The following is a 19,987-nucleotide window of genomic DNA, read 5'->3' as shown; positions in this document are numbered from 1 at the left end:
GAAAGGACCCCCCGTGAGTGTGGATGAGCTGACTGCCCAGGTCGAGCGTGCGCGCCAGGACTACGAAGCGCTGGTGGCGAAGGGGCTCAAGCTGGATCTGACGCGGGGGAAGCCGTCGCCGAAGCAGCTCGACGCGGCCAACGGGGTGCTCGGCCTGAGCGGTGAGCCGGTGAGCGCGGACGGCACGGACCTGCGCAACTACGGCGGGCTGAACGGCCTGCCCGAGGTGCGGGCGATCTTCGCCGCGGACCTGCAGGTGCCGGTGGAGCAGCTGCTCGCGGCCGGCAACTCGAGCCTCGAGCTGATGCACGACGCGATCGTGTTCGCGCTGCTCGGCAAGGTGCCGGGCGCCGGGCAGCGGTGGGCCGACGTGGAGGGGCTGACGTTTCTCTGCCCGGTCCCGGGGTACGACCGGCACTTCGGCATCTGCGAGCGGTACGGCATCAAGATGGTCCCGGTGCCGATGACGCCCGAAGGCCCGGACATGGACGTGGTCGAGGGGCTGGTCGCCGAGGACGCCGCGATCAAGGGCATCTGGTGCGTGCCGAAGTACAGCAACCCGGACGGCACCGTGTACTCCGACGAGACGGTCCGGCGGCTGGCCGCGATGGAGACCGCGGCGCCGGACTTCCGGATCTTCTGGGACAACGCGTACGCCGTGCACCACCTGACCGACTCCCCCGCGGAGCTCGCCGACATCCTCGCGCTGAGCGCCGGGAACGGGCACCCGGACCGGCCGTTCGTGTTCGGCTCGAGCTCGAAGATCACCTTCGCCGGCGCCGGCGTCGCGTTCTTCGGGTCCTCGCCGGCCAACATCGAGTGGTGGCTGAGCCACACGGTCAAGCGCAGCATCGGGCCGGACAAGATCAACCAGTTGCGGCACGTGCAGTTCCTGCGTGACGCCGACGGCCTGCACGAGCACATGCGGACGCTGGCGGCCCTGATCCGGCCGAAGTTCGACGCGGTCGACAAGATCCTCACCGCCGAGCTCGGCGGCACCGGCCTGGCCTCCTGGACCGCTCCGGCCGGCGGCTACTTCGTCAGCCTGCAGGTCCCCGAGGGCTGCGCGCGCGAGGTGGTCGCGAAGGCGAAGGCCGCCGGGATCGCGATCACACCCGCCGGCGCCACGCACCCGTACGGCGACGACCCGACCGACCAGACGATCCGGATCGCCCCGACGTACCCGGAGCTGCCCGAGGTCGAGACGGCGATCGCGGGCCTGGCCACCTGCGTCCGGCTGGTGGCCAGCGAGAAGCTGCTCGCCGACCAGGACCGTCAGGCCTGAGGCAGGTCGAAGATCAGGCAGTTCGACGTCGCGTGGGCGAGGAGCTTGCCGCGTTCGTCGTACAGGTGCGCCTCGGCGACCGCCGTACGACGACCGCGGCTGATGATCCCGCCCTCGCAGCGGAGCAGGCCTGAATCGATCGTGACCGGCCTGACGAAGCGGGTCATCAGGTCGAGCGACGTGTAGCCGACGCCGGGCGGCAGCGTCGAGTGGACGGTGCACCCAGCGGCGGTGTCGAGCAGGGTGGCGATCACGCCGCCGTGCACCGTGCCGAGCGGGTTGTAGTGGAACTCGGCCACCGGCATCAGCACCGCGACCTTGCCTTCCTCGACCTCGATGCCGGACCCGCCGACCAGGTGCAGGATCGGCGGCGCCGGGAGCTCCCCGTCACGCATCGCCCGCAACATCTCCAGCCCCGACGACCGGCCGACCCGGGCCGCGGTCTCCGCCGGGTCCGACCACGAGAAGGTGCGGCTCCGGGTCGCCTGCTGCGCCGCTTCCTGGGTCGCTTCCTGGGTCTCCGTCATGGACCGAGCCTCACACCGGCGACCTGGGTCTGTCAACGAGACCTAGACCTCACTACCATGACGGCATGAGTGGTACGACGTACAACGCGCTCGACTGGTCGGTGGCGAACTGCCCGATCGGCCGCGCCATGGAGATCATCGGCGAACGCTGGACCGTGGTCGTGCTGCGCGAGGTGTTCAACGGCATCCGCCGGTTCGACGACCTCCGGGTCCGCACCGACATCCCGCGGCAGGTGCTGTCCAACCGGCTCGCCACCCTCGTCGAGCACGGCATCCTGCGGCGGACGCCGTACCGCGAACCGGGCGCGCGGCAGCGGTACGAGTACCGCCTCACCGAGCAGGGGCTCGACCTGTACCCGGTGCTGATCGCGATCCGCGACTGGGGCGACAAGTACCTGGCCGGCCCCGAGGGCTCGCCGCTCAGCATCGAACACCGCGACTGCGGCGCCCCGGTCCACACCGAGATCCGCTGCGCGTCGGGCCATCGCGTGCTGTCACCACGCGACGCCGTACCGCGACCGGGTCCGGGCGCGCGCCGACGGGCAAGCGCTTAATTTACAGGGATTTTCGGCCCTGCTGTCTCCCCGTGACCCGTCACTCGCTAGTCTTCTGCGGGTACTGGGGGAGGAAGAGTGAGGCAGTTCAACGCACCGCCTGGTTGGCCCGACCCGCCGACCGCACGCTGGAGACCACCGAAACGCTGGCAGCCGCCCGAGTCGTGGCCGCCCGCACCGGCAGGATGGGCCTTCTGGGTCGACGAGTCCGGCAAGCGGGTTCGCGGTCCGATCGGCAGGTACGGCGCACCGAGCAGGACCAAGGTCGCCACGATCGCGACCGTGCCGCTCGCGCTGATCACGCTGGTGCTGCTCAACCCGTTCGACGGCGGCGACGAGTCCGCGAGCACGGCGCCTGTGCGGACCTCGGAACCCACGTCGGCGCCGACGAGCACGCCGGTCACCGAGCCGTCGACCACCGGGCCGACAGCGACCACCGAGCCGTCGACTCTGCGCTCGACCGAGCCGAGCTCGGTACCGACGCCGACGACGACGCCGTCAGCGGAGCCGTCGGAAAGCCGGACGCCGAGTGTGACGCCGAAACCGGCCGAGCCGTCACCGACGAGCTCGCGGACGGAGCCGACGCCGACCACGGTCCCGGTCACCACCGGGGCGGCCGTGTACCAGAGCTGCGCGGAAGCTCGCGCGGCAGGCGCGGCACCGCTGCACCGCGGGGATCCCGGCTACTCGGCGGCGCTCGACCGCAACGGGGACGGCGTGGCCTGCGACCGCGGCAACTCCTGACGCAGGCCCTCGTTCCACAGCTCCTCCGTCTGGCTGATCCAGAAGGCGGCGAACAGCACGATCAGCGTGCCCTCGATCCACAACACGGCATGCTCCCAGCCGAAGACCTTCTTCCAGCCGACCATCAGCAGCGGTACGACGACCATCGCCGCCGCGATCACGGAGTACCGGTTGGCCGGTGAGTGCCGGACCGCGTGCGTGCGCTGCTTGCGCCGGAACTGCTCGGCGTTCAGCAGGACGACCGCGACGATGCACCCGAACATCACGATCGCGGCCGCGTAGTGCGCGTCGCCGATGAACCCGGGCCGGTCGACCAGGAACCAGGCCAGCCCGCCGCCGAAGATCAGCGCCGCGACCGCGAGACCGAGCACGTACATCGGCGTCCAGCCGGCGGGCTGCCGGATCCGGTCCCGGATGATGAAGACGGCGGCCAGCAGCAGGCACGGTACGCCGACCACGAAGACCGCGAGCATGTTGTTCGTGACGTTCGCGGCCGCGTCACCGAGCACGACCGGCACCGAGTGGCACCGGCCCTGCCCCGGCGTCGGCACCAGCGCGACGCCCGGGGCGAGGATGCCGGCCACGTTGAGCAGGATGTCCTCCGGCTCGGTGTTGCCCTTCAGCACCACCATGCAGACGCCGATGGTGATCAGCGAGCCGACGAAGATCGCCCGCACCGGCGTGTAGTAGTACGCGCTGATCGAGGTCTGCAGGCAGTGCGGATCAGTCGTGGACCACTCGATCACCAGCGACACGGCGAGCAGGGCGATCATGGCCACCATCGCCATCCGCAGGTACCGATAGGTCTTGATGGCGTAACCACCCGGCACGGTCATCCACGGCCCCCTCGCGACGAGCTCCCTGGTGCCGTCAGTATGCGCCCGTTCACGGACCGACGCCGACCGGACGGAGCGCCGCCTGTCAGCCGAGCCGGATGGACTTCTTGTTCATGAACTCCTCGATGCCGGCCGGGCCGAGCTCGCGGCCGAGGCCGGAGCGCTTGATGCCGCCGAACGGCAGGTCCGCCTGCGAGCCGCCGGCCCGGTTGAGGTACACCATGCCGGCGTCGATCCGGTCGGCGACGCGGCGGTTGCGGTCGGGGTCGGTACCCCACACCGAGGCGCCGAGGCCGAAGGGCGTGTCGTTGGCGAGCTCTACCGCGTGGTCCTCGTCCCTTGCTGCGAAGACGATCACGACCGGGCCGAAGATCTCTTCGTAGTACGCGTCCATCTCCGGCGTGACGTCGGTGAGCACGGTGGCCTCGAGGTAGGCACCGGGGGTGATCCGGTTCCCGCCGGCGCGCAGCGTGGCGCCTTGCTCGACCGCCTTCGCGACCTGTGCGGCGACCTCGTCCGCGGCGGCGGCCGAGGCGAGCGGCGGGAGCTTGGTCGCGGGATCGGCCGGGTCGCCGGGCAGGTAGTACTCCGTGACGCGCTTGGTCAGCCGGTCGACGTACTCGTCGTAGATATCGGCGAGCACGATCATCCGCTTCGGCGCGTTGCAGGACTGCCCGCAGTTCCGCATCCGCGCGGTCGCGGTGGCGTTGACGGTCTCGTCCAGGTCGTCGGTGTCGAGGACGATCAGCGGGTCGGAGCCGCCGAGCTCGAGCACGGTCTTCTTCAGGTTCTTCCCGGCCTCGGCGGCGACCGCGATGCCGGCCTGTTCGCTGCCGGTCAGCGAGACGCCGGCGATCCGCGGGTCGGCGAGGATCGCCGGGATCTGCCGGCTCGAGGCGAACGTGTTCACGTACACGTCGGCCGGGACGCCGGCCGCGTGCAGGATCTCCTCGATCGCTTGCGCCGACCGCGGGCAGATCGAGGCGTGTTTGAGCAGGATCGTGTTCCCGAGCACCAGGTTCGGCGCGACGAACCGGGCGACCTGGTAGCACGGGAAGTTCCACGGCATGATCCCGAGCAGCGCGCCGATCGGCCCCTTGGTGATGACCGCCTGCCCGCCCCTGATGTCGATCGGCACGTCGGCGAGCAACGCGGGTCCGTGCTCCGCGTAGTACCGGAAGATGTCGACGACGATCCCGACCTCGCCGAGCCCTTCGCTGACCCGCTTGCCCATTTCCAGCGTCATCGTCGCGGCCAGCTCATCGGCCCGCTCCGCGAACACCTCCGCCGCCCGCGCGACAATCCCCGCCCGCGCCTGCACACCGCGCCGCCGCCAGTCCGGGTACGCCGCATGCACCCGCCCGATCGCCGCCCGCACCTCCTCCTCCGTCGAGTTCGCCACTTCCTCCACCAGCACCCCGCGCGCCGGATCGACAACCGAGTACATGGGCAACCTCCATCCAGAAGCCGAAGACGCCACCATACTGTATGCAATCCTGCTTTGAGCACCCATCAACCGTTTCGGACGCCGCGAACTGGTTGGTGGGTGCTCAAAGTCGCGGTGCAGCGCGCCGGGTCGTGTTGTGTCAGTTGTGTCTTGCGGGCATGCTCGTGGCTGCCCGTTGTCCCGCCTCATTGATCGGATGCCCGCCCGTGTCTGAGCAACGGAAGTTTCGTCGTGTTGTGCAGCTGGTCGCCGTACTGGCTGCTGTTTCGGTGCCCTCGATGGCGCTGGCCGCGCCTGCGGCGCCGCCGGATCCGGTGAACGCCTGGCAGTATCCGCACTGGCCGCAGAAGCAGCCCTGGCAGGAGTCGGGGCCGGACTCGCGCGTCGCGAAGACGCTCTCGAGCGGTCTGCCGGGGCCGATCGACCCGCAGAACTGGGAGAACCCGGACCACATGACGTGGGACGACTACGTCAAACCACCGGGGACCAACTGGGCCGACCCAAAGGTCTTGGGATCCCAGCGCACCTTCAAGGGCGCGCTCGTGCTGCTCGACTACCCGAACCAGGACTTCGTGGTCACCCAGCCCAAGGGCTCGACCGTGTTCGGCAATCCCAGCGCCGCCGCCAACGGCGTACCGCGGGACCAGGTCGCGAGCTTCTACCACGACTTCCTCAACAAGCCCGAGCCGCTGAACCACGGCCACACGCTGCACGAGTACTGGATGGAGGACTCCGGCGGCCGGTACGGCGTGGACCTCACCGCGTTCGGCCCGTACCGGATGCCCGGCAAGTCGCACGAGTACGCGATGGAGTTCCAGGGCCCCACGGCCTGCCCCGCCGGCGACACCTGCGACCGCGACATCCGCACCGACGGCCGCGCCGCCTGGGTCGCCGACCAGGGGCCCGACGTACCGGCCGGCTACGACTTCGTGTTCTTCCTCAGCGCCGGCCAGGACGAGTCGTCCACCTGGCAGGAGTTCGGGATGATGAAGTTCCCGACCAAGGAGGACGTCACCGACGACTTCGGCCCGCCGGACCCGGCGCTGCCGAACTGGTCCGACACCCGGTACGTCGACTGGACGTCGTGGGCCGCGGGCGCGTCGATCTGGCCGAACGCCGGCGGCGGCTCGTCGACCCAGGCGGAGAGCTCCGGGATGGCCGTGTTCGCGCACGAGTTCAGCCACATCCTCGGCATCGGCGACAACTACAACAATCCGTACGGCGTCCCGCCCCGGCGCGCGTACACAGGCATCTGGGAGATGCTCAGCCGGGGCAGCTTCAACGGCCCCGGCGGACCGCACAGCCGCTGGATGATCCCGGCCACCGGCGGCGCGTCGATGGGCGCGCAACACATGCTGCGCAACAAGATCAAGCTGCAGATGGTCGACGAGCAGAACGTGCTGCGGCTGTCCCGCGAGGCGCTCGCGTCGTCGGGGGTGGTGGTCGCGAACGTGAAGGCCCGCAGCGTGAACCCGGGCGCGAAGGACCTGTCCGGGATCAACATCGAGCTCGGCGGCGCCGGCGATCTGGACGCACCGTGCAGCACCGCGACCGACCCGATGTGCGACGGCCGCGGCTATCAGAACTACACGGTCGAGGTGGTGGACCGGATGGGCACGGACTCGTTCACGCCCGACGCCGGCGTCCTGCTCGCGAAGACCAAGAACCAGGACCGCGCGCCGTTCGAGTGGGTCATCGACGCCAACCCGCAGAACATCAACATGACCGACTACGTCCTGCCGGACGGCACGAAGGTCCCGATCACGATCGGCGACTACCGGCAACTGTCCGACGCGCTGTTCCACGCCGGCACGAACTCCGGCAGCGAGTACGAGTACACCGACACCGCGAACCGTCTGCACTTCTACGTCACCAACGTGCACCGCGACCGCCAGGGCATCCTGTCCTACACCGTCGCGATCCGCTCCCTCGACGGGGCGGGCGCCCAGCAGCGCGGCGTACGGCTGCTGCCGGCCGTCGCGAAGCCGGACCGCAGCGGCGTCCAGACCTGCAGCTTCAGCCTCACCAACACCGGCAAGGCCGGTACGACGTCGGGCCCCGAGGACATCACGCAGTACGTGAAGGGCGACGTCTACCGCCTGTCCGCGAAGTCCGACGACTGGCCGATCTCCCTGCCGAACGCACTCGCCACCGCGAACGCGGGCCAGCAGGTGACCGTCCCCGTCCACACCACGGCCGGTGCCGGTCCGCTCGCCAAGATCGCCCTGACCGCCACCTCCGAAAGCGATCCGACGAAGTCAGCGACCGCCACCTGCATCGCCGTCAAGCGCTGACCGCAGCGCGCCGGGCGTCCACGCCAGACCGACGCCCGGCGCCGCGTGCAGGTAGTCGATCACGCGCGTGAGCGCCCAGCCGTGGGCCTCGATCAGGCCGGTCGCGATCCAGCGCAGGTACGGCGCGGTGGGCGCGACCGGTTCGAGGTCCGCGGCGCTGTCGTGGGTGACGGTGAACATCGGTACGCCGTCGCGCTCCCCCAGGCGGACCACGGTCTCGTACCGGCCGGGGCCCATGGTGTGGATCGCGTCGACGTCGGGCAGCAGCGCCGCCACGTCGCACGCGAACTCGCCGCCGGGCTCGCGACGCATTTCCTGCGCGACGACGTCACCGACCTGGCCGGGCGTCAGCAGGTACGCGCGCGCGGCGACCTGACCGGGCGCGGAAGCGTCGTAGAAGGCGGAGCCGCCGCCCCAGACCTTGGAGGCGCCGGCGAAGACCAGACCACCGGGAACCAGGACCCCTGCGGTGCGGGTGGGATCGGAGCGATCACGGCAACCGGGGTACACCCGGGCGCCACCGTGTGGCCGTCCGCCGGACAGGTAGCAGCGGAATCGTGCGAGGGCGAGGTTGGAGCCGTAGGCGACGTACCAGACGCGATCCACCGCACCTCCGTGAGCCGGCCACCAGCTGCCGCTCACAATAGTTTGAAACTCACTTCAACTGAACAGCACGGTTCACCTTCCGTCAGTTAAACGTTCAGACTAAGGTGCCGGGAGGCTCCACCCGCCCCGACAAGGAGACCCGTATGCCAGACATCAATCGCCGGAGATTCCTGCAGCTGGCCGGTGCGTCGGCCGCGTTCACCGCGATGGCGGACAGTATCGAGCAGGCCGCCGCGATCCCGGCGCACCGCCGCTTCGGCAGCATCCAGGACGTCGAGCACATCGTCGTGCTGATGCAGGAGAACCGGTCCTTCGACCACTACTTCGGCACCATGAACGGCGTCCGCGGTTTCGGTGACCCGCGGCCGGTCACGCTGCCGAGCGGGAAGCCGACGTTCTACCAGAAGAACGCGCTCGGCAAGGAGATCCTGCCGTTCCGTCCGGAGGCGGACAACCTCGGTCTGCAGTTCATCCAGGACCTCGCGCACAGCTGGCCGGACGCGCACCAGGCGTTCAACAACGGCAAGTACGACCAGTGGATCCCGGCGAAGAGCCCGACCACGATGGCGTACCTGACCCGCGCGGACATCCCGTTCCACTACGCGCTTGCGGACAAGTTCACGGTGTGCGACGCCTACCACACCTCGTTCATGGGCTCCACCGACCCGAACCGGTACTACATGTGGACCGGCTACACGGGCAACGACGGCACCGGCGGCGGCCCGGTCCTCGGCAACGACGAGGCCGGCTACGGCTGGACGACGTACCCGGAACGGCTCGAGCAGGCCGGTGTCTCGTGGAAGATCTACCAGGACATCGGCGACGGCCTGGACGCAGCAGGCAGCTGGGGCTGGATCAACGACGCCTACCGCGGCAACTACGGCGACAACTCGCTGCTGTACTTCAACAACTACCGCAACGCGCAGCCCGGGAACCCCTTGTACGACAAGGCGCGCACCGGCACGAACGCGAAGGCCGGCGAGAGCCTGTTCGCCCAGCTCGCCGCGGACGTGCAGAACAACCGGCTGCCGAAGATCTCCTGGATCGCGGCGCCGGAGGCGTTCACCGAGCACCCGAACTGGCCGGCCAACTACGGCGCCTGGTACATCTCCCAGGTGCTCGACGCGCTCACCGCGAACCCCGAGGTGTGGAGCAAGACCGCGCTGTTCATCACCTACGACGAGAACGACGGCTTCTTCGACCATGTCGTACCGCCGTACCCGCCGATGGACGCCAACCAGGGCCTGTCGACGGTCGACCCGAACCCGGACCTGTACACCGGCAGCAAGGCCGCGCACGGCCAGTACGGTCTCGGTCAGCGCGTCCCGATGCTGGTGGTGTCACCGTGGAGCACCGGCGGCTACACGTGCTCGGAGGTGTTCGACCACACGTCGATCATCCGGTTCATGGAGACGCGGTTCGGCGTCCACGAGCCGAACATCTCGCCGTGGCGCCGCGCGATCTGCGGCGACCTGACCTCGGCGTTCGACTTCGGTACGTCGGCCACACGCCCGGCGCAGCTGCCGGACACCAGCGCCTATGAGCCGCCGGACAACAAGCGGCACCCAGACTACGTACCGACGCCGCCCGCGGTCGGTCAGCTCCCGGCCCAGGAGCGCGGCTCCCGTCGTACCCGTCCGCTGCCGTACGCACCGGTCGTCGACGGGGCCGTTGCCGACGGCAAGTACCGACTGACGTTCGGCTCCGGGGCACGCGCCGGCGCGCAGTTCCTGATCACGTCCGCGAACCGTACCGACGGCCCGTGGACGTATACCACCGAGGCCGGCAAGACGGTCGCCGACAGCTGGAACCCGATCTACTCGGGCGGCGTCACCGACCTCACGGTGCACGGCCCGAACGGCTTCCTCCGCACCTTCAAGGGCAAGCCCGCCACCGGCCTGGAGATCACCGCCCGCGAGAACCCGGCCACCGGCAACGTCGACCTCACCTTCACGTCCGACGCCGCCCGCACGGTCACCCTCGCCAACTCCTACGGCGGCACGCCGAAGCAGATCGCCCTCCGCACGGGCCAGACCACCTACACCGTCACCACCACGAACCGCTGGTACGACGTCTCCGTCACGACCACCGCCGACACCACCTACCTGCGCCGCTTCGCCGGCCACGTCGAAACCGGCGCCGCGGGCGTGAGCGACCCCGCGATCAAGACCGTCTGATCCGGGATCGTTCGAGGGGTTCACCTCGCCGCTTGCCCCTTCGCCCGCTGCATGCGAGGGGTGAAGGGGCAACGCGGACGGTGAACCACTGAAACGTCAGATGATCGGGGCTTCCGGCTTTGTCGTGTCGGCCGGGGTGTTGTCGTCGACCTGGTCGAGTTCGTCGACTGCGATGCGGCTGGTCCAGCGCTGGTCGGGGTCGGGTTGCGGGATGGAGTCCAGGAGGAGCTTCGTGTACGCGTGCGACGGCTCGTGCATCACCTCGGAGACCGGGCCGCGTTCGACGATCTGGCCCTTGGTGATGACCATGACCTCGCCGCCGAGGTAGTAGACCGTGGACAGGTCGTGGGTGATGAACAGCGTCGTCATGCCGTGCTCGCGCTGGAAGTCGAGCAGGATGTCCAGGAAGTGCCGGCGCACCTGGGCGTCCAGCATCGACACCGGCTCGTCGGCGATGATGAACGACGGCCGCAGCATGTGCACCCGGGCCAGCATGATGCGCTGCCGCTGACCGCCGGACAGCTGGTGCGGGTACCGCCCGAGCACGTTCTCCGGCTCCAGCCGGACGGCGCGCAGCGACTCCTCGATCAGCGCGAGACCGGCCTCCCGGGTGGACGCCAGCTTGAACTTCTTCACCGCCTTCCAGAGCACGCGATCGACCCGGTAGAACGGGTTGAAGATCGCGTACGGGTCCTGGAAGACCGGTTGCACGTCGCGCCGGTACTCGTCGTACTCGGCCCGGCTCAGCTTGAAGATGTCCTTCCCGCCGTACAGCACCGATCCGGCCGTGGGCTTCTGCAGGCCGAGCACGTTGCGGGCGATCGTGCTCTTCCCGCTGCCGCTCTGACCGACCAGGCTGACGATCTGCGGCGGCGACGCGGCCAGCGTGAAGCTCACGTCGTCGACCGCGGTCACGTACCCTTCCGCGACCCCGCGGGCGTGGAACCGTTGCTGTACGCCGCGGAGTTCGAGTTCCGACTTCATGAGGCCCTCCGTCCGACCTGCGGGATCGAATCGATCAGCTGCCGGGTGTACGGGTCCTGCGGATCCTTGAACACCTGCCGTACGCCGCCCACCTCGACCAGCCGGCCCTCGTACATCACCGCGACCCGGTCGGCGAGCTGTGCGTGCACGCCCATGTCGTGCGAGATCACCATCAGCGTGACGCCGAAGTCGGTGCGCAGATCGGCGAGCGACTGCAGGATCACCCGCTGGATCGTCACGTCCAGCGCGGTGGTCGGCTCGTCGGCGATCACCAGGTCGGGCTCGAGCGCGACCGCGATCGCCATCAGAATCCGCTGCTTCATCCCACCGGACAGCTCGTGCGGGTACATCCGGGCCACCCGCGGCTCGAGGCCCACCTGCGCCAGGAGCCGCGGAATCAGCTCGCCCAAGGAGTCCCGGCGCTGCGGCGCGTGTTCGAGGATGACGTCCTTGAACTGGTCCTCGACGCGCATCACCGGGTTCAGCGAGCTCATCGAGCCCTGCGGCAGGTAGGACAGCGCCGACCACCGCAGCACCCGCAGCTCCTCGCCCTGCACCTTCAGCAGGTCGACCGGCGATCGTCCGGCCGGATGGAACATCGCCGAACCGCCCGTCACCTTGCCGGGCGCCTTCAGGAGCCGCAGCAGCGCGACCGCGAGGGTGCTCTTCCCGCTGCCCGACTCCCCCGCGATCCCGAGGATCTCGCCGCGGCGGACGTCGAGGTCGATCCCGCGGACCGCCTTCACGTCGCCGCGGTTGGTGGAGTAGGCGACCTCGAGTCCCTTGACCTCCAGGACGTTCCCGGACACGTCACTCACCGGCCACTCCCCTCAGCCGCGGGTTGTAGACCTCTTCCAACCCGATGTTCACCATGTTCAGCGCCGCGAACAGCAGCGTCAGCAGCGCGATCGGTACGACGAACATCGGCCACGCTCCGAGCGTCAGCGCACCGGTGCCGATCGCGTTGAAGATGATCTGGCCCAGGTCGATCACGCCGCCCGGCCCGAGGCCGATGATCTCGAGTCCGACCAGGCCGAAGATCGCGCCCAGCGCCGACGACGCGAACCCGACGCCGATGAACGGCAGCAGGTTCGGCAGCAGCTCGGTGACGATGATCTCCAGGTCGCGCGACTTGCTGACCCGCGCCAGGTCGACGTACGGCCGGGTGCGCAGGCTGAGCACCTGGGACCGGATCGTCTTGGCCGCGAACGGCCAGGAGAAGATCGAGATCATCACGCCGACCTGGAACAGGCTGACGTTCTTCGCGTACGCCGACAGCGCGATCAGCAGCGGGAACGTCGGGATGACGAGCAGGATCCCGGTGAACGTCGAGAGCACGTTGTCGATCCAGCCGCCCTTGTAGCCGGCGACGAACGCGACGACGACACCGGCGACCGTCGAGATGACACCGGCGATCGCGCCGATCTGCAATGAGACCGAGAGCGCCTTCACCACCATCGCGAACACGTCGCGGCCGAACTGGTCGGTGCCGAGCAGATGATCAGGCCCCGGGACCAGCCACTTGTCGTACGCCGCCAGCTCGATCGGGTCCTTGCCACCACCGATGGCCTTGGTGATCAGCGGGCTGAACAACGCGATCAGCACCAGCGCCCCGAGGATGGCCAGTCCGGTCGCGAGGCGCCTGCTGTTCCGGATCGTCCGCAGTACCGCGGTCAGGATTCTCATCGCCATCACTTCCAGTACTTGACCCGCGGGTCGAGCAGCGGGAGCAAGAGGTCGAGGAGCAGGACAGCGGTCAGCACCGAGAAGATCGCGATGTCGGTGACGCCGAGGATCGTGTTGAAGTCGAGCTGCTGGATCGCGGTGACCAGCGTGGTGCCGAGCCCCGGGTAGTTGAACAGCTGCTCGACCAGCACATTGCCGTTGAAGATGAAGCCGAGCGAGATGCCGAACGCGGTGACCTGCGGGAGGTAGCAGTTGCGCAGCGCGTACCGGGTCAGGATCCGCCAGCCCTTCAGGCCCTTCGCCTCGGCGTACACCAGGTAGTCCTCGCCGAGCACGGGGATCATCAGCATCCGGGTGGACAGGATCCAGCTGAACGTCCCGATGATCACGATCGACAGGCCGGGCAGCAGTCCGTACTTGAGCACGCTGCCGATGAACTCCGGCGTGATCCCCGGATTGATGTTGGAGTCGTACGCCGATCTCGCAGGCAACACGCCCATCGAGTACGCGAAGATGTACACCAGGATCAGCGCGACGAAGAAGTACGGCACGTGCGACAGCGCGATCGACAGGTTGGTGGCGATCGCGGAGCCGAGCTTGCCGCGCCGCCAGCCGGCGATCGCGCCGATCACGACGCCGAGGATCCAGGCCAGCACCGCCGAGATGCCGAGCAGACCGATGGTCCAGGGCAACGACCGGAGGATGACGGTCTGGGCCGGCGTCGGGTAGTTGATCAGGCTCGGGCCGAGGTCGCCGTGCAGCACCAGCTTCTGCATGTACGTCACGTACTGCGTCAGCAGGTTCCCGTCCAGGCCGAACTCGTGCCTGTAGCGGGCGATGATCTCCGCGCTCGCGGTCTGGTTGTAGATGTAGTTCTGCTGCAGGGTCTGGATCAGCGTGTTGATCGGGTCACCCGGCATCAGCCGGAAGAAGAAGAACGCGATGGTGAGGGCACCCCACAGCTCGACCACGTACAACCCGAGCCTGCGCAGGGCGTACGCCGCCAGCGGATGCCGCGACAGCCAGGCCCGCACCCCCGAACGGGGTGCGGAGTCCTGGCTCTTGTCGACAGCTACCACCGGCGGGGCTTCCGCCGTCACGCCGGGCCCTTCTGCCCGGTGGGCTCGATCTTGCCGAGGACGAAGATGAAGTGCTGCCACCAGTTCAGCGGGACCTCGTACAGGTCGTCGTCGGTCGGCCAGCCCTTCCAGAACGTGGTGTTGAAGTACGACGGGTAGCCGGTCTGGATCACCGACAGCATCGGGAGCTCCTGGAAGTAGATCTCCAGCGCCTCCTTCAGCAGCGGCTTGGCTTCCTCGCTCTCCGGGTTCAGCCCGGCCAGCTTCTTGGAGATCTCGTCGAACTTCGCGTTCCGGAATCGCAGCTTGTTCTTGCCGGCCGCGTTCTTGCCGACCGGCTGGTACTTGTCGCTGGTCCAGTCGGTGTACAGCTGCTCGGGGTCGATCGCGATCCCGGCCCAGCTGGAGTCGATGTCGTACTCGCCGCGCTGGAACTTCTCGTCGTGCACGTTGCCGGCCAGGCTGCGCAGCGTGGCCGGGACGCCGACCTTCGCGAGCTCGGTCTTCAGCACGTTCGCGATCGCGTACTCGCCGCCGTCGACCGGCGACGGCGTGATGATCTCGAGGTTGATCTCCTTGCCCTTGTACATCCGCTTTCCGGCGGCGTTCTTGGGGGCGATCTCGTCGAGCAACTGGGTGGCCTTCTCGGGCGAGAACTCGAACTTGTACTTGTTCGCGATCTCGTCGTCCTTCCACTTGTCGTTGGTCGGGTAGTCCGCCCACGGGTACTGCGCCGCCGGCACCGGAACCGGCCAGATCGACTTGCCGATCTTGTCCCGGTCGAGGCAGTAGTTGATCGCCCAGCGCATCTTCGGCTCCGAGATCACGCCCCGCGACGGGTCGCAGTTCAGCCACATCACCCGCGGGTTCGGGTCGTGGAACTGGGTGGTCTGCAGGGCCGGGTAGCCGGTGTTGCGCAGCTGCTTGGCGTGCTGCTCGTCGATCGAGCCGACGTCGAACTCCGCGCGCTCGAACGCCAGTGACGCCTGGTCGAGCTGCTTCGACGTGCTCTGGAAGACGACGTACTGCGGCTTGACGTCGAGCTTGTCCTTGTTCCAGTAGTTCGGGTCCTTCTCCCAGACGAACATCTTCTGGGCGCGGATCGCCTGCTTCAGCTTGTACGGACCGCTGTGTACCGGCGGGTTGTCCTTGTACTTGGTCGGGTCCTGGGTCTTCCAGATGTGCTCGGGCATGATGCCGAGCGGCGGACCGGCGATCGCGGAGATGAAGTTGTAGTGGAACCGGGGCGTCGGCTTGAGCAGCTTCACGACCGCGGTCTGCGGGTCCGGAACGTCGATGGCCTTGACGAACTCCTTCAGCTCACCGCCGCCGCCGAACAGGTCCGGCCGGTCCTTCAGCAGCATGATCGTGAACTTGAAGTCGGCGGCGCCGAGCGGCTTGCCGTCGTTCCAGTGCGCCTTCGGGTCGAACTTGAACGTGACCTCGGTGAAGTCGTCGTTGTACTTGTACTCGGTGGCCAGCCACGGCTTCATCTCGCCGGTGGCGAAGCTGAGGTAGAACAGCGGCTCGGTGCTGAGCTCGACGCCGGCGCCGCCGGGCGAGCCGTTCGGGATCATCCCGTTGAAGCTGTCGAAGACCGTGTACTCGACCTGGCCCACGATGACCGCCTGGTCCCGCGGCACCGGGATGTTGGCCTTGCCGATCTGGATCGACTTGGTGGCGACGGGCTTGTTGTTGTTCGCCGGTTTGTCGGAGTACGAGGAGCCACCGCCGGAGCAGGCCGCCAGGAAGGCGGTCATCGCGGCCGCGGCACCTCCTCCGACCAGGCTTCGCCGACTCAGTTGATAGCGGACGACGTCGTTGACGTCTTCGAACTGGGGCCGCGGTGCTTCGTTCATGACGAAAGTCACCTCCGTTTCCGTTGCGCGGACGAGCTGATCACCGACCGAGAGGTGCCACGGACTATAAGTAGGCCTGACAACGTTGGCAAGAGTTCATTCCCACGTTGAAACCGTGAGGTTATATCCGCAGATCAGTCGATATACCAACCGATGACAACGTTGGCTCGCTCTCCGTGACGCCGTACGCGGAAACGCTTCCAGCGACGGTCACGCGGAGTGTATTTTCGGGCCCTGCGGCCGGTTCCGGTCAGTCGTAGACGGCGTCGACCAGAAGTTCCACGGATCGGTCCGGTTCGTTGAGAACCGCGCGGATCACATGCCGCCGGTCCCAGCGCCCGGCGGCCCAGGCGAGCGCCTTCGCCAGCCCGTCGAAGGTGGCCGCGTGCGGGGCGCCGCCGGCGTCCACCCACCACGACACCTCGACACCGTCGACGGTGAGCTCTTCGTGCTCCCACCAGGTCGCCGGCACCTCGGGCACCAGCTCACCGACCAGCGCCGGGACGTCGGCCTCCGTGCCGGCGGCGTCAAGCTTGCCCTCGGCAACTTCCTGGGCGAGCGGTACGTCGAACAGGTCACTGAGCCCGTCCGCCGCCGCGCCGGATCCGATCACGAACCCGCCGAGGTCGTCCCGCTGGACCCACATCGGGCCGTCGACCACCACGGCGTGCTCCGCGTCGGTCACCCGGGTCGTCCCGTCGGCGTCGAGCACCCGGACCCGGGCCGGGGCGTCGCCGGGGAACAGCGCGAGCGTGCCGAGCCGGTTCCACAGCCGCAGGATCGACGCCTCGTCCACCTCGCGCTCGGGGTCCGCCAGCCGGTCGAGCACCAGGGCGAGGCCGTCGGCGTCGAGGTCGGTGACGTCACGGACCAGGCCGGCCGCCGTCCGAACCTCGGGATCGAGCCCGGCGGTCCAGGCGGGCGCCTCCTCGAGGAAGGTCGCGAGCACCGGTTCGGCGTCGGGGTCGGCCCGTCCGGCCAGCGGTTCGCCGTCGTCGAGCAGGACGTGCTCACGGATCCACCAGGCCGCGTACGACGGTACGCCGAGCGGCCGGTCGTCCGGGCCGACGACCCGTACCTGCGTGACGAGCGCGCGGCGCAGTGTGGGGTCGGATCCCAGCAACTGAAGGACTTTCGGCCAGCTGTCCTCGGTGATCCAGTCGAGGTCGCGGATCGCCTCGAGTTCGCCGACGGTCGCACCGAAGCGGGATCCGTCCGGGGCGACGTCGTACGCCCAGTCCTCGATGCCGTCGAGATCCTGGAGGGCCTCGGGCAACCGGTCGAGCGTGACGTCGGACGCCGCGACCACACCGAGCGACGCGAGGACGCCGACGGCCTCCAGCGCGGGCAGTCCATAGCGGTCGAGGAGGTCGCGCGCGATCGGTGCGACCTCCTCGGCGTCGAGGACGGCGTGCGCGTCGGAACCCTCGACCACCAAGGCGTTCGCGGGCACGAGGTCGCCGTCGGCGTCGCGCAGGACGAGGTCGGACAGCCACCAGAGTCCGTCGGCCTGCGCCGGGTCGGCGGCGATCAGGCTGAGCACGGCGTCCGCGATCGCGTCCGGATCGTCGGCGTCGGCGGAGTGCTCGACCGCGGCCCGGACCGCGCCGTCCTCGAGGAGTGAGCGAGGTGTCGCGGGGATCGCGCCGAGACGCTCGAGGACCGGGTCGACAGCGTCCGGGTGGACGACGCGGACGCCGTACGCACCGAAGGCGGCGAGCGTGCCGACCGGGATCTCGGGCCCGGGCAGCAGCAGTCCGCGGGCGCCGCGGACGAGCCGGCCGTCGGCGAGCGGAACCGGGACGGTGCCGAGCGATTCGCGGATCAGCGGGTCGGTGGTCATCGTCGCGAGGCTGGTGTAGAGCGCGCGCCACCAGTGCGGCGGCTCTTCTCCCCCGAGTTGGTCCACCACCTCGGCGAGCTCGAGACGCTTTACCTGCAAGGCATCCAGCGCGATTCGGTCCTCACGGCGCGCGTGGATCAGCCCCGGGACGAGCGGTGCGAGTACGGCGTCGAACGCCTCGTCGGCGCCCTCCACCAGCACCGCCTCCGACGGCCGCAGTACGGCGCCGTCGACGCCCTGGAGCATCGGGGTCCGGGGCAGGGTTGTGAGGATCTCGTCGCGGAGCATTCGATCGAGTGCACCCGCCGCGAGACCGGTGGGCACGAGCCGCAGTACGTCGTCGCCCTCCGCGGCTCGCTCCTGCAACAGCTGCGCGTACGCTGTCGCCGCCTCCTGGACGAGCCGATCCGTCAGCGGGCCTTTCGCCACGTGCCGCCGGGTGGAGTCGAGCGGGAAGGTTGCCAACAGCAACGCGGGTAGTGCCAACGGCTCGTCGGTCGGGGTGGGCGCGTGGACGACTCCGGGCAGGTCGGTGAGCGGTCCGCGTGGGAGGGCCCAGACAACGGACCAGTTCGGTCGGCTCCGTTCTTCGGTGGGCCGGTCGGCGAGAAGAGCCGGGTCGAGAGTGCCGGCGGCGCGGTGGATGTGCCAGCGGGCATTGACGTTCTCGAGGATCCGGTGGCCGTCCTCGGTCTCGATCTCGATGCGTTCCAGGCCGGGGAGAGCGAGGAGGAGAGCATCGTCGGCGTCGGCAAGCAGGCGGCGGACCAGGGCCGCGGCGGCCTCGTCGCGGAGCGGGAGGATGACGGCGGTGTCGTACCCGGCGGGCGGTTCGCCTTCGGTCGCGAACGGCAGCCGCAGAACTGGCACCTGACCGTCGCGACGGCGGAGTTCGGTGTCGAGGGACGCGTTGCCGAGGTCGGCGATCGCCGCCGCGGTGTCCGCCTTCGAGAACCGCACCCCGCCGGTCCGCGACAACACCACTGGCTCGTCCGTCACCGCCAGCACGGCAGAGAACCCGACCCCGAACCGCCCCACCGGCTCCCCCGCGTCGTCCGGTCCGGCTGTCAGCACCTCGCGCTTTGCCGACGCGCGCAGGGTGGCGAGCGACTCGACGCCTTCTGCGTCGAGCGGAGCGCCGGTGTTGGCTACGACGAGGGTGTTGTTGCGGAACTCGTACAGCACTCGGCCGGGAGTGCCGGCGCGGGCAGCTGCGTCGGCGGCGTTCTGGGCCAGTTCGACGACCAGCCGGTCGACGTACCCGCCGAGGGCGAGTTCCTCCTCGGCGTTGGCGTCCTCGCGGAACCGTACGGGGGCCGCTGCCCACCCGGCCAGCACCCGTTCGCGGATTCCCGTCGTACCGAAGGCGTCGTCAGTCACCGACGCAGTATGCCGTACCGCCGGGCACCGGGTTTCTGCGTCCGGTGGAGAGGTGGGAGCCATCATCTATCGTGGTGCGGTGATCACATCCGGCAGTCGGTACGTCGCACTCGGCAGCTCGTTCGCGGCCGGCCCGGGGATCAGCCCGATCGAGCACCCGCAGGCCGGCCGCTCGGGCAACAACTACGCGCACCTGGTCGCGCGCGAGCTCGGCCTCGACCTGGTCGACGTCTCGTACTCCGGCGCCACGACCGCGCACCTGCTCGACACCCGGCAGGACGACGCGCCGCCGCAACTGGAAGCACTCACGCCGGAGACGGCGCTCGTCACGATCACGGCCGGCGGCAACGACCTCGAGTACGTCGGCAAGTTCCTGCGCGGGAGTTTCCTGAACACGATCGCGAAACCCGCGACGATCCTCGGCCGCCGGGTCGCGAACCGGATCCGTGCGCGGGTCAGCTACCTCACCGACGACGCGGCGTACCAGGCCGTCACGGATTCGCTGACCGCCGTGGTCGAGCAGGCCAGGAAGCGATCCCCCGAGGCGCGGATCCTGCTCGTCGACTACCTCAGCCTGGTCGGACCGGCGACCCGGCCGCGTCTCGACGTACCGCTGAACGAGGAGCAACTGCCGAGCATCGCGCTGATGGCCGACGGCCTGGCGGCTGCCTTCGCGAAGGCAGCCG

General features: G+C 69.0%; 17 protein-coding genes. 6 read left to right on the top strand and 11 right to left on the bottom strand.

The annotated features are described in order from the left end of the window. The first annotated feature begins 13 nt into the window (after positions 1 to 13). Positions 14 to 1,285 (top strand): aminotransferase class I/II-fold pyridoxal phosphate-dependent enzyme, encoded by a 1,272-nt coding sequence (locus ACWEOO_RS17200; protein ID WP_452143786.1) that lies wholly within the window; start codon positions 14 to 16, stop codon positions 1,283 to 1,285. On the opposite strand, the gene ACWEOO_RS17195 is transcribed toward ACWEOO_RS17200, so the two are convergent. Beyond that, the gene (locus ACWEOO_RS17195) at positions 1,276 to 1,812 is read right to left on the bottom strand and encodes a PaaI family thioesterase (RefSeq protein ID WP_452143785.1); all 537 of its coding nucleotides are present in this window, start codon (positions 1,810 to 1,812) and stop codon (positions 1,276 to 1,278) included. The two genes, ACWEOO_RS17200 and ACWEOO_RS17195, sit on opposite strands and share 10 nt — an antisense overlap. 65 nt (positions 1,813 to 1,877) lie before the next feature. Here ACWEOO_RS17195 and ACWEOO_RS17190 point away from each other — a divergent pair, with 65 nt between their 5' ends. Beyond that, the gene (locus tag ACWEOO_RS17190; RefSeq protein WP_452143784.1) at positions 1,878 to 2,366 is read left to right on the top strand and encodes a winged helix-turn-helix transcriptional regulator; all 489 of its coding nucleotides are present in this window, start codon (positions 1,878 to 1,880) and stop codon (positions 2,364 to 2,366) included. Positions 2,367 to 2,413: 47 nt separating this feature from the next. Here the strand turns inward: ACWEOO_RS17190 and ACWEOO_RS17185 are convergent, their stop codons facing one another. Further along, a complete protein-coding gene (locus ACWEOO_RS17185; RefSeq protein WP_452143957.1) occupies positions 2,414 to 2,974 on the bottom strand; it encodes a hypothetical protein in 561 nt (186 codons plus the stop codon). On the opposite strand from ACWEOO_RS17185, the gene ACWEOO_RS17180 reads away from it, so the two are divergent. Further along, positions 2,898 to 3,110: an excalibur calcium-binding domain-containing protein gene (locus ACWEOO_RS17180; RefSeq protein ID WP_452143954.1), complete on the top strand. Its 213-nt coding sequence runs from the start codon at positions 2,898 to 2,900 to the stop codon at positions 3,108 to 3,110. The two genes, ACWEOO_RS17185 and ACWEOO_RS17180, sit on opposite strands and share 77 nt — an antisense overlap. Here ACWEOO_RS17180 and ACWEOO_RS17175 read toward each other — a convergent pair. Both ACWEOO_RS17175 and ACWEOO_RS17170 read right to left on the bottom strand, forming a co-directional pair. Beyond that, on the bottom strand, positions 3,050 to 3,946 hold the full coding sequence (locus tag ACWEOO_RS17175) for a hypothetical protein (RefSeq protein WP_452143783.1): 897 nt from the start codon (positions 3,944 to 3,946) through the stop codon (positions 3,050 to 3,052). The genes ACWEOO_RS17180 and ACWEOO_RS17175 overlap by 61 nt on opposite strands. A gap of 85 nt (positions 3,947 to 4,031) precedes the next feature. Next, positions 4,032 to 5,393, bottom strand: a complete 1,362-nt coding sequence (locus tag ACWEOO_RS17170; protein ID WP_452143782.1) for an NAD-dependent succinate-semialdehyde dehydrogenase — start codon at positions 5,391 to 5,393, stop codon at positions 4,032 to 4,034. 206 nt (positions 5,394 to 5,599) lie between these two features. Between ACWEOO_RS17170 and ACWEOO_RS17165 the strand changes: the two genes are divergently transcribed. After that, the gene (locus ACWEOO_RS17165; protein WP_452143781.1) at positions 5,600 to 7,687 is read left to right on the top strand and encodes a M6 family metalloprotease domain-containing protein; all 2,088 of its coding nucleotides are present in this window, start codon (positions 5,600 to 5,602) and stop codon (positions 7,685 to 7,687) included. Here ACWEOO_RS17165 and ACWEOO_RS17160 read toward each other — a convergent pair. Then, positions 7,652 to 8,293 carry a histone deacetylase gene (locus ACWEOO_RS17160; RefSeq protein ID WP_452143780.1) on the bottom strand — a complete coding sequence of 214 codons (642 nt, stop codon included), beginning with the start codon at positions 8,291 to 8,293 and terminating at the stop codon, positions 7,652 to 7,654. The genes ACWEOO_RS17165 and ACWEOO_RS17160 overlap by 36 nt on opposite strands. Before the next feature lie 143 nt (positions 8,294 to 8,436). On the opposite strand from ACWEOO_RS17160, the gene ACWEOO_RS17155 reads away from it, so the two are divergent. After that, a complete protein-coding gene (locus tag ACWEOO_RS17155) occupies positions 8,437 to 10,470 on the top strand; it encodes a phosphocholine-specific phospholipase C (RefSeq protein ID WP_452143779.1) in 2,034 nt (677 codons plus the stop codon). A 96-nt stretch (positions 10,471 to 10,566) separates the two neighbouring features. Here ACWEOO_RS17155 and ACWEOO_RS17150 read toward each other — a convergent pair whose 3' ends face one another. From ACWEOO_RS17150 to ACWEOO_RS17125, 6 genes are all read right to left on the bottom strand, one after another. After that, a complete protein-coding gene (locus tag ACWEOO_RS17150; RefSeq protein WP_452143778.1) occupies positions 10,567 to 11,454 on the bottom strand; it encodes an ABC transporter ATP-binding protein in 888 nt (295 codons plus the stop codon). Further along, positions 11,451 to 12,272, bottom strand: coding sequence for an ABC transporter ATP-binding protein (locus ACWEOO_RS17145; protein WP_359923759.1), 822 nt, complete (start codon positions 12,270 to 12,272; stop codon positions 11,451 to 11,453). Before ACWEOO_RS17145 ends, ACWEOO_RS17150 begins: the two co-directional genes overlap by 4 nt. Then, entirely contained in the window at positions 12,265 to 13,140 is an 876-nt protein-coding gene (locus ACWEOO_RS17140) for an ABC transporter permease (RefSeq protein ID WP_452143777.1), read from the bottom strand. The genes ACWEOO_RS17145 and ACWEOO_RS17140 overlap by 8 nt, the downstream gene beginning before the upstream one ends. 5 nt (positions 13,141 to 13,145) lie before the next feature. Further along, on the bottom strand, positions 13,146 to 14,240 hold the full coding sequence (locus tag ACWEOO_RS17135; RefSeq protein WP_359923754.1) for an ABC transporter permease: 1,095 nt from the start codon (positions 14,238 to 14,240) through the stop codon (positions 13,146 to 13,148). After that, entirely contained in the window at positions 14,237 to 16,078 is a 1,842-nt protein-coding gene (locus tag ACWEOO_RS17130; protein ID WP_452143776.1) for an ABC transporter substrate-binding protein, read from the bottom strand. Before ACWEOO_RS17130 ends, ACWEOO_RS17135 begins: the two co-directional genes overlap by 4 nt. 250 nt (positions 16,079 to 16,328) lie before the next feature. Then, a complete protein-coding gene (locus ACWEOO_RS17125; RefSeq protein WP_452143775.1) occupies positions 16,329 to 19,301 on the bottom strand; it encodes a sacsin N-terminal ATP-binding-like domain-containing protein in 2,973 nt (990 codons plus the stop codon). Positions 19,302 to 19,380: 79 nt separating this feature from the next. Here ACWEOO_RS17125 and ACWEOO_RS17120 point away from each other — a divergent pair. Beyond that, on the top strand, positions 19,381 to 19,987 hold a 607-nt coding region (locus tag ACWEOO_RS17120; RefSeq protein WP_452143774.1), incomplete at its 3' end, for an SGNH/GDSL hydrolase family protein.

This window comes from Kribbella sp. NPDC004138, assembly GCF_053603655.1.
Note: the sequence above shows the minus strand (reverse complement) of the source record. Positions and strands in the feature narration are given on the sequence as shown.

What these genes read in the sequence shown, in the direction of transcription:
- ACWEOO_RS17195 (WP_452143785.1), bottom strand. Translation starts at nt 1,812, where the DNA reads ATGACGGAGACCCAGGAAGCGACCCAGGAAGCGGCGCAGCAGGCGACC.
- ACWEOO_RS17130 (WP_452143776.1), bottom strand. Translation starts at nt 16,078, where the DNA reads ATGAACGAAGCACCGCGGCCCCAGTTCGAAGACGTCAACGACGTCGTC.
- ACWEOO_RS17150 (WP_452143778.1), bottom strand. Translation starts at nt 11,454, where the DNA reads ATGAAGTCGGAACTCGAACTCCGCGGCGTACAGCAACGGTTCCACGCC.
- ACWEOO_RS17155 (WP_452143779.1), top strand. Translation starts at nt 8,437, where the DNA reads ATGCCAGACATCAATCGCCGGAGATTCCTGCAGCTGGCCGGTGCGTCG.
- ACWEOO_RS17175 (WP_452143783.1), bottom strand. Translation starts at nt 3,946, where the DNA reads ATGACCGTGCCGGGTGGTTACGCCATCAAGACCTATCGGTACCTGCGG.
- ACWEOO_RS17170 (WP_452143782.1), bottom strand. Translation starts at nt 5,393, where the DNA reads ATGTACTCGGTTGTCGATCCGGCGCGCGGGGTGCTGGTGGAGGAAGTG.
- ACWEOO_RS17190 (WP_452143784.1), top strand. Translation starts at nt 1,878, where the DNA reads ATGAGTGGTACGACGTACAACGCGCTCGACTGGTCGGTGGCGAACTGC.
- ACWEOO_RS17140 (WP_452143777.1), bottom strand. Translation starts at nt 13,140, where the DNA reads ATGAGAATCCTGACCGCGGTACTGCGGACGATCCGGAACAGCAGGCGC.